The organism is Pseudonocardia sp. NPDC049154, assembly GCF_040648315.1.
Lineage (GTDB): Bacteria > Actinomycetota > Actinomycetes > Mycobacteriales > Pseudonocardiaceae > Pseudonocardia.
On sequence record NZ_JBEZDN010000017.1, the window covers coordinates 80886 to 88635 of the forward strand.

8 protein-coding genes are annotated in these 7750 nt (G+C 76.9%); 4 read left to right on the plus strand and 4 right to left on the minus strand.

The window, feature by feature from the left end; all coding sequences use genetic code 11:
• Positions 1 to 20 precede the first annotated feature (20 nt).
• The gene (locus AB0B41_RS12160) at positions 21 to 332 is read left to right on the plus strand and encodes a putative quinol monooxygenase (RefSeq protein WP_358201981.1); all 312 of its coding nucleotides are present in this window, start codon (positions 21 to 23) and stop codon (positions 330 to 332) included.
• Between the two features lie 6 nt (positions 333 to 338).
• Here the strand turns inward: AB0B41_RS12160 and AB0B41_RS12165 are convergent, their stop codons facing one another.
• From AB0B41_RS12165 to AB0B41_RS12175, 3 genes are all read right to left on the minus strand, one after another.
• Positions 339 to 623 carry a hypothetical protein gene (locus AB0B41_RS12165; protein ID WP_358201983.1) on the minus strand — a complete coding sequence of 95 codons (285 nt, stop codon included), beginning with the start codon at positions 621 to 623 and terminating at the stop codon, positions 339 to 341.
• A 139-nt stretch (positions 624 to 762) separates the two neighbouring features.
• Positions 763 to 1791: a TerC family protein gene (locus tag AB0B41_RS12170; RefSeq protein ID WP_358201985.1), complete on the minus strand. Its 1029-nt coding sequence runs from the start codon at positions 1789 to 1791 to the stop codon at positions 763 to 765.
• A 115-nt stretch (positions 1792 to 1906) separates the two neighbouring features.
• Positions 1907 to 2893 (minus strand): hypothetical protein, encoded by a 987-nt coding sequence (locus AB0B41_RS12175; RefSeq protein ID WP_358201987.1) that lies wholly within the window; start codon positions 2891 to 2893, stop codon positions 1907 to 1909.
• Between the two features lie 195 nt (positions 2894 to 3088).
• Between AB0B41_RS12175 and AB0B41_RS12180 the strand changes: the two genes are divergently transcribed.
• Entirely contained in the window at positions 3089 to 5275 is a 2187-nt protein-coding gene (locus AB0B41_RS12180) for a tetratricopeptide repeat protein (RefSeq protein WP_358201989.1), read from the plus strand.
• A gap of 26 nt (positions 5276 to 5301) precedes the next feature.
• On the opposite strand, the gene AB0B41_RS12185 is transcribed toward AB0B41_RS12180, so the two are convergent.
• The gene (locus tag AB0B41_RS12185; RefSeq protein WP_358201991.1) at positions 5302 to 6030 is read right to left on the minus strand and encodes a Crp/Fnr family transcriptional regulator; all 729 of its coding nucleotides are present in this window, start codon (positions 6028 to 6030) and stop codon (positions 5302 to 5304) included.
• 117 nt (positions 6031 to 6147) lie between these two features.
• On the opposite strand from AB0B41_RS12185, the gene AB0B41_RS12190 reads away from it, so the two are divergent.
• Positions 6148 to 6891 carry a hypothetical protein gene (locus tag AB0B41_RS12190; RefSeq protein WP_358201994.1) on the plus strand — a complete coding sequence of 248 codons (744 nt, stop codon included), beginning with the start codon at positions 6148 to 6150 and terminating at the stop codon, positions 6889 to 6891.
• A gap of 23 nt (positions 6892 to 6914) precedes the next feature.
• A complete protein-coding gene (locus AB0B41_RS12195; RefSeq protein ID WP_358201996.1) occupies positions 6915 to 7736 on the plus strand; it encodes a hypothetical protein in 822 nt (273 codons plus the stop codon).
• Positions 7737 to 7750: the final 14 nt, after the last annotated feature.

Genomic DNA, 7750 nt, shown 5'->3' on the forward strand with positions numbered 1-7750 from the left:
GGCGCGGCTACCGTCGCCGCATGAGCGCCCGCGTCGGCAGGTACGTCCGGATGATCGCGACCCCCGGGGAGGGGGCCGCGCTGGCCGAGGGGATGCTGCGGGTCGCCGAGGGCATGCGGTCCGCGCCGGGGTGCGAGCTGTACATCGTCAACCGCACCCCGGACGAGGAGGACGCCGTCTGGGTCACCGAGGTGTGGTCGGACGAGGAGGCGTCGGAGGCCGCGCTCGAGCGCGACCTCGGCGAGGCCGGCCTGGGCGCGGTGCTGCCGCTGCTCGCGGGCCCGCCGGAGTACATCGAGCTCACCCCGGTGGGCGGGCCCGGCCTCGGCTGACCCAGGTCAGCCGAGCGTCGCGTGCAGCACCGCCGGGAGGCGGTGCAGGCGCGCGAGCAGCAGCTCGGCCTCCTCGGCCGTGAGCGGCAGGCGCACCCCGAGGGCACCCGTGTCGTCGTCGGCGAGGTCGGCCGTGAGCCCGCGGACCGGGTAGCCGCGGCCGCGCAGCAGGGTCACGACGCGCTGGACGCCCTCGAGGCCGCCGGTCACGGCGACGGTGACGGTGACGGTGACGGACACATGGTCCGGCACGTCCGGGGCGGTGGGTGCAGGGAGCAGGGCGGCGGTCATCGGATCTCCTTCACGAGGTGGGGATCCGGGCCAGGTCCCGGGCGGGCGCACGTGGACTGCGCGCCGGCGACCTGGCTCAGCCGGCGCGCCGGGTAATGATCTCCCGCCGGGAGGTCACCGCGTGGCGCACGCCACCATCCTAGCGGTCCCGGTCCTGCTCCGACGCCCGGACCGCACCGGGGGCCTTCTTGCTGGCCCGCAGCGAGCCGGCGTGCGCCTTCTGAGTGGGGTCGTTGCGCGTCTTGATCAGGCTCGCGACCGTGACGATCACCAGGATGCCGACGATCACGCCGAGGCTCAGCGGCGTCGAGATCTCCGGGACCGACGGGCTGATGTCGACGTGCAGCCAGTGCAGGATCAGCTTCACGCCGATGAAGGCGAGGATGATCGACAGCCCGGTCGACAGGTACACCAGGCGGTCGAGCAGGCCCTTGACCAGGAAGAACAGTGCCCGTAGGCCGAGCAGGGCGAAGGCGTTGGCCGCGAAGACGATGTAGGCCTCGCTGGTCACGCCGAACACCGCGGGGATGGAGTCGAGCGCGAACAGCAGGTCGATGCCGCCGATCGCGACCAGCACGATGAACAGCGGGGTGGCCAGGCGCTTGCCGTCGACCTTCGCGAACAGCTTGCCGCCGTGGTAGTCGTCGCTGACCGGGAAGAGCCGCCGCGCGCCCTTGACCACGGCGTTGTCCTCGACGTCCGGGTCCTCGTCGCGGTGCCGGAAGAGCTGGACCGCGGTGTAGAGCAGCAGCAGGCCGAAGACCAGGAACATGAACGAGAAGGCGTTGAGCAGCGTGGCGCCGACGGCGATGAAGATGCCGCGCATGATCAGCGCGAGCACGATCCCGAAGGTCAGGACCTTGTGCTGGTGCTCCTCGGGGACCGCGAACGTCGTCATGATGATCACGAAGACGAACAGGTTGTCGACCGAGAGGCTCTTCTCGACGATGTAGCCGCTGAAGTACTCGATGCCGAACTGGCTGCCGGCGTACGACCAGAAGATCACGCCGAACAGCACGGCCACGGCGATGTAGAAGACCGACCAGAGCACGGCCTCGCGGAACCCGACCCGATGGGGTTTCAGCGCCGCCACGATCAGGTCCAGCGCGAGCAGCAGTACGACCGCCCCGATCGTCACGCCCCACGCCAGCCCGGTGACCTCGAGCACCCGTCCTCCTCGGTCGATGTCCGTTTCGCACCCTTCGGGAGAAGGCTACCGATACCCGGACGCGCGCGCCCCGATCCGGGCGAAAGCGACAACCGTCACGTCCGCCGGCCGCCGGTCAGCGTGTGCGTTCGACACGCCAGGTGCCGGAGACGATGTCGGTGCCCGGCGGCAGCGCGCCGCGCTTCTGCGCCCAGCTGCTGTCGCCGTCGTGCTCGTGACTCTCCCGGAGCCACTGTCCCGCACCGGCGTCCGCCTCCACCACGAACAGGTCGCGGACCGACCCGATCGGGGAGTCGAAGGCGAGCACGAACGAGGCCGGGCCGGAGTCGGTCCGGACGGGCGCCTTCGCGAAGAACGGCATGCCCTCGGTGAACAGCCGCAGCACGAGCCAGTAGGTGTGGTCCGGATCGGCGGGCTGCACGACCTCCAGGTCGACGCGGATCCCGATCGGGATGCCGGGCTGTCCGTCGTCCGAGGCGACGGAGAGGAACCGGACGTCGCCGCCCCCGCCGCCGACGTCGCAGTTCACCCCGGTCGGGCCGACCGGCTCGACGGTCTCCACGGCGCCGGGCAGTGCCAGCGGCGACACCGCCACGGCCTGCGGTGCGGGCGCGCAGCGACCGAGGAGCAGGCCGAACGCGGTGCCCGCGCCGAACAGGGCGAGCCCGGCGAGCGCGAGCGCGACGAACCGGGAGCGGCGGATCGGCGGCCGGGCGGGGGTGCCGTCTTCGGGGCCGGCAGCGGGATCGGCCGTCTCCTCCGGCTCCTCCCCGGCCGCCCACGCGTCCCGGGCCGCCGTCCACCGCGCCTCGTACGGGACCGGGTCCACGCCGTGCACGACCAGGAAGGCCGTGACCGACGGCCACCGCGGCAGGGCGCTGCGGCCGTCGGGCGTGCGGCGCGGGCCGAGCATCCGGGAGCAGGTGGCGGACGAGACCGTGACCAGGCCGGAACGGTCGGCGCGGGCGCGCACGATCGCCTCCTCGACCTGGCGCAGCCGGTCGAAGGGCCCGTCGGTGTAGATCCTGCGCAGGTCCGTGACGACCTCACGGACCGGCTCGGGCAGGTCGTCCTGCAGGGGGTCCAGCCCCTTCTGCGGCATCGCCGCCGCCTCCTCCTCGGCCGGTGTTCGCGCGCTGGTCGGTGCTGATCGGTCCCGATCGCTCACTGATCGGCTCGGTGCAACGTTGCCGTTGGTTACACGAGTACACCGCACGGACACGGAACGCGGCGGGTTCCCGGAGCATCGGCTGATCGACGACACTGCTCGGAACGACCGGCGGGAGGTGATCACGGGGTGGGCCGACCCGCGCGCCCGGCCGGGCGTCTGACGCTGCGCCTCGACGCCTCCGTCGGCACCGCCGTCCAGGTCGGCACCGTGGCCGTTCCCCTGGCCGGACGCCCTTTTCCAGGGGCTGTTCCGGGCGTCCTCCCGCCGCGGCCGCACGGCTTCGTCGGGCGGCGCCGCGAGCTCGCGGAGATCACCCGGGCCGTCCGCGGACCCGTGCGCGCGGTGCTGCTGACCGGCCGTCCGGGCGCGGGCACCACGGCGCTGGCCGTCGAGGCCGCGCACCGCCTCGCCCCGCTCTTCCCCGACGGCGTCCTCGCCGAGGACCTCCGCGACCGCCTCCCGGGACCGGACGCGCCCGCGGGCCGACTGCTCGCCGGGCTCGGGCTGCCCGTCCCCGCCCGGGCCGCCGACGCCCGGGCCGCGCTGCGGGCCGCCCTGGCCGAGCGGCGCGTCCTGCTCCTGCTCGACGACGTCGCCGACGCCGGCGTGGTCGCCGGCCTCCTGCCCGCACGGGCCGGCTCGTTCGCCCTGCTCACGGCGCTCTCCCCGCTCGCGCCGCCCGAGGGCGTCGCGGTCCGCGTCGAGGTCGGCGACCTCGGGCTCGACGACGCCCGCACCCTCCTCGGCGGCCCCGGCCCCGGCGTCGACGAGCTCGCCGCGGTGTGCGACGGGCTGCCGCTCGCGCTGCGGATCGCCTCCGCCCGGCTGGCCGCGGAGCCGGACCTCACGCCGGACCGGCTCGCCGCCGCGCTGCGGGACCGGCACCGCACGCTCGCCGGGCTCCGGATCGGGGACCGGACGCTGCGCGCGTCGTTCGCCCCGGCCTACGCGCACCTCGGGCCGACCGAGCGCCGGGTGCTGCGCACGCTCGGGGCGATGCCGCTCGCCGACGTCACGCCCGCGACGGCGGCGGCGCTGGCAGGGGTGGACGCCGGGTACGTCGCGCCGGCGCTGGACGTGCTGGCCGCGGCCCGTCTCGTCGACCGGCGGCCGGGCACCCCTCCGCGGTACGCGCTGCGCGGCCCCGCCCGGGCGTTCGCGGAGGAGGCGCTGCGCGACACCGGCGGCGAGCGGATGGCCGCGGCCGGCCGGGAGCGGGTCGCCCACACCTACTTCCGCGCGCTCGACCGGGCCCGCCCCACCCCCGGCCGCGCCGCGGACCACGGCTGGTTCGCCGCCGAGTGGGACAACCTCGTCGCGGTGGCCGAGGACCTCGAGCGGTACGACCGCACCGGTCTCGACCAGGTCGCCGACGTCCTCGCGGACCGCCGCGCGCTCCGGGCGCCGTGGGCGCACTGGTACCGCGTCCAGGCGGCGGCGCTGCGCCGCGCGGAGGCGGAGGGCCCGCCGGAGCGGCGCGCGGAGCTGCAGGTGCGGGTCGCCGTCGCCCAGCACGGGCGCGGGCGGCCGGACCTCGCGCTCGGCGCCCTCGACGGGGCCGAGCAGCGCTTCCTCGCCGCCGGCAACCCGGTCGGGGCGGCCGGGGCGGTGCGGGCGCGGGCCGAAGTGCACCGCGAGCTGGGCGACCTGGGCCGCGCCGAGCAGCTCTACCTGCGGGTGATCGAGCTACTGCGCACCCATCGGGGTGCCGAGGCCGTCGAGACCACGGCGTGGGCCCTGCACGGGCTCGGTGCCGTCGCGTGCGCGCGGGGCCGCACGGACCGCGCGCTGCACTGCGGGGCGGGGGCGCTGGAACGGTTCCGGGTTCTCGACCACGGGCCGGGGCAGGCCGCCGTGTGGCAGGGCCTCGGCGACGCGCGCCGCGCCGCGGGTGACGCCGCCGGCGCGGTCGAGGCCTACCGCCACAGCTGCGCGCTGTACACGGAGCAGGACGGGCCGGAGCCGGTGGCCCCGCGGCAGGGCCTGGGCGAGGCGCTGGCCGCGGCGGGCCGGACGGAGGCGGCGGCCGTCGAGCTGGGAGCGGCGCTGCGGGCCGCGGTGGCCGCGGGCGACCGGACGGCCGAGTCGAAGGCGCGCCGCTGGCTCGCCGTCCTCGGTCACCAGGAGTCGAACGGGTGCTCCGTCGGCAGTGCGGCGCCGTCGTGGCCGAGCAGCGCGAGCATGTCCTCGTCCGCTCCGAAACCGGTCGGGCCCGGCACCGTCCCCTCCTCGGGTTCCGGTTCAGCGCTCACCGCGGGTCCTTCCCGTCGCCGGTCGTCGGACACCGATGATCGCCGGGATGCCGCCCGGTGATGTCGCACCCGTGCCACCTGCGGCGATCAGTGTGCGGGTTCCGCCAGCCTGCGTTCCAGTCCCTCGGGGTCGAGCACCCGGAGCTTCCGCGGCGAGGACCGGTACCCCGTGTCGACCAGCCCGGCCTGCTGCAGCCGGGCCAGCTCCAGCCCGACGATCCGCGGCTTCGCGCCGACCAGATCGGCGATCCGCGGCTGGGCCAGGGGCACGTCGACCACCACGGAGCCGCCGGGGCCCGGGACGCCGAACTCGCGCGCGTGGTCGAGGAGGACCCGTCCGATCCGGGCGCCGATGCGGCCCTGCGTGTACCGGACCCGCCGGTCGGTGACCGCCCGCATCTTGGCGACGACGGCGGTCGTCACCGCCCGCTGCGCCTCCGGGTCGGCGCCGAGGAACCGGTCCAGCGCCGGGCGGGGCAGGACCCGGCAGAGGGTGGGCACCGCGGCGCGGACCATCGCCGAGCGCGGCCTGCGGTCGACGTAGCCGAACTCGCCGAGCAGGGACCCGGGCCCGCGGAAGGCGAGGAACACCTCGGCCCCGTCGGCGGCCGTGACGCTCACCGTGGCGAGGCCCTCCTCCAGCAGCAGCATCGACTCCGAGGGGGAGCCCTGGAACAGGATCGTGGCGCCGGGGACGAACTCGGCGGGGTGCCCGAGGGCGCGCAGCGCCTCCCAGAGCGAGGGGTCCAGGGCAGGCCCGGGTCCGGCGCCGCCCCGCGGGCCCTGCGCCGCCTCCGTCCGCTCCTGGGTCGTCACCGACCGGTCACCCCCGGGTGCCGCGCGGACCGGTCGGCCCGCAGGGCGAACCTACCCGCCGGGCGCCCCCACCTCGTAGGCTCCCCGTCGGCGGCGGTTCGGGGTACGGGGGAACGGGTGGTCGGACGCCGGGGTGACGCGGGCGACCGGTTGTGCGTCGCGGTCGATCTGGAGGGCTACGGCAGGCGCTCGGACGCGGGGCAGGAGCGGGCCCAGGAGGCCCTCGCCGGGCTGCTCGACGCGGCGTGGCGGGCGGCGGGGACCTCCCCGCTGCGCCAGCCCAACGGGGACGGCGAGGTGGCCCTGCTCGGACCGGCGGCCGAGCCCGGGGCGGTGGTCGCGATGCTGGTGGCATTCCGGGCCGGGCTCGAGGCGGTCAACCGGGCGACCCCGCGCGAGCGGCTGCGGCTGCGCGCGGCCGCCCACCGCGGCCCGGGCCGTCCGGCGCGCAACGGCTTCGCGGGCAGCGGCGTGGTGCGGACCTGCAGGTTCCTCGGGTCCCGTGCGTTGCGGTCCGACCTGGCCCGGCGGCCCGGCACCGACCTCGCGGTCGCCGTGTCCGACCCGCTGTTCGACGAGCTGCGCGGCGTGGTCCGCGTGCGCGACTTCCGGCGGGTGCTCGTCCTCGAGCCCGCGAAGGCGTTCTCCGGCTACGCCTGGCTGCACACCGGCGGCCCGCTCCCGGCTCCGCTGACGGGCGTGGTCGGGTCCGCCGACGCCGCGCCGGAGCAGCCGGGGCCCGAGGTCCCCGGGATGCGGATCGAGATCGCCGACGGCGGCCAGGCGGGGACCGTCGTCCAGGCGCGGGAGCTGCACGGCGGTCTCACGATCGCCCCGCCGGACCGCCGGGGCGGCGTGTGAGGGAGCCGGAGCTGGACCTGCGGGTGACCGCGCCCCTCGGGACCGTCGTGCAGGTGGGACGGGTCGTGCTCGAGCCCCCGGCGGCGCCGCCGGTCGACCTCGCCGGGGCGGGACTCGCCGGGGCGGGACTCGCGGGGCGCGAGGGTGAGCTGGCCGCGGTGCTGCGGGCGGTCGCCGCGGGTGCTCCCGGGGTCGTGCTCGCCGGCGGGCCCGGGCTCGGGACCACCGCGCTGGCCCTCGCCGCGGCCGCCCGTCTGGCCGGCCGGTACCCCAGCGGGGTCCGGTTCGTGCCGCTGACCGGCCCGGATCCGGGCCCGGCGCTGCGGGAGCTGCTGCGGGACCTCGGCGTGCGCGCCGGCGAGGTCCCGGCCGCGACGCCGCACCGGACCACCCTGCTGCGTGCGGTGCTCGCCGGCGCGCCGACCCTCCTCGTGCTCGACGACGCCCGCTCGGCCGCGCAGGTCCGCGCGCTGCTGCCCGGCGGCGGGTCGACGGTGCTGGTGACCACGGCCGCGCCGCTCGGCGAGCTGCACCTCGACGGGCTGGCCCCGGTCGCGGTGCGGGGCCTGCCGTCCGCCGCGGCCGGCGCGCTCCTGCCGTCCTGCCACGGCGGGCTCGACGTCCCCGCCCTCTGCCCGGCACCCGCCGTCGAGTCCGCAGCCGCGCTGCTCGAGGCCTGCCACGGCTCCCCGCTCGCCGTGCGCCTGCTCGCGGGGACGTTCCCGACCCCCGCCGCGGGGCTGCGCGCCCTGCGGACACAGCACTCCACGGGCCGGCCGCGCGACGCCGCCGCGACCTCGGCGAGGTCCTCCGCGGTCACGGCCTGGTTGTCGAACGGGTCGTAGTCCGTGCCCGCCCT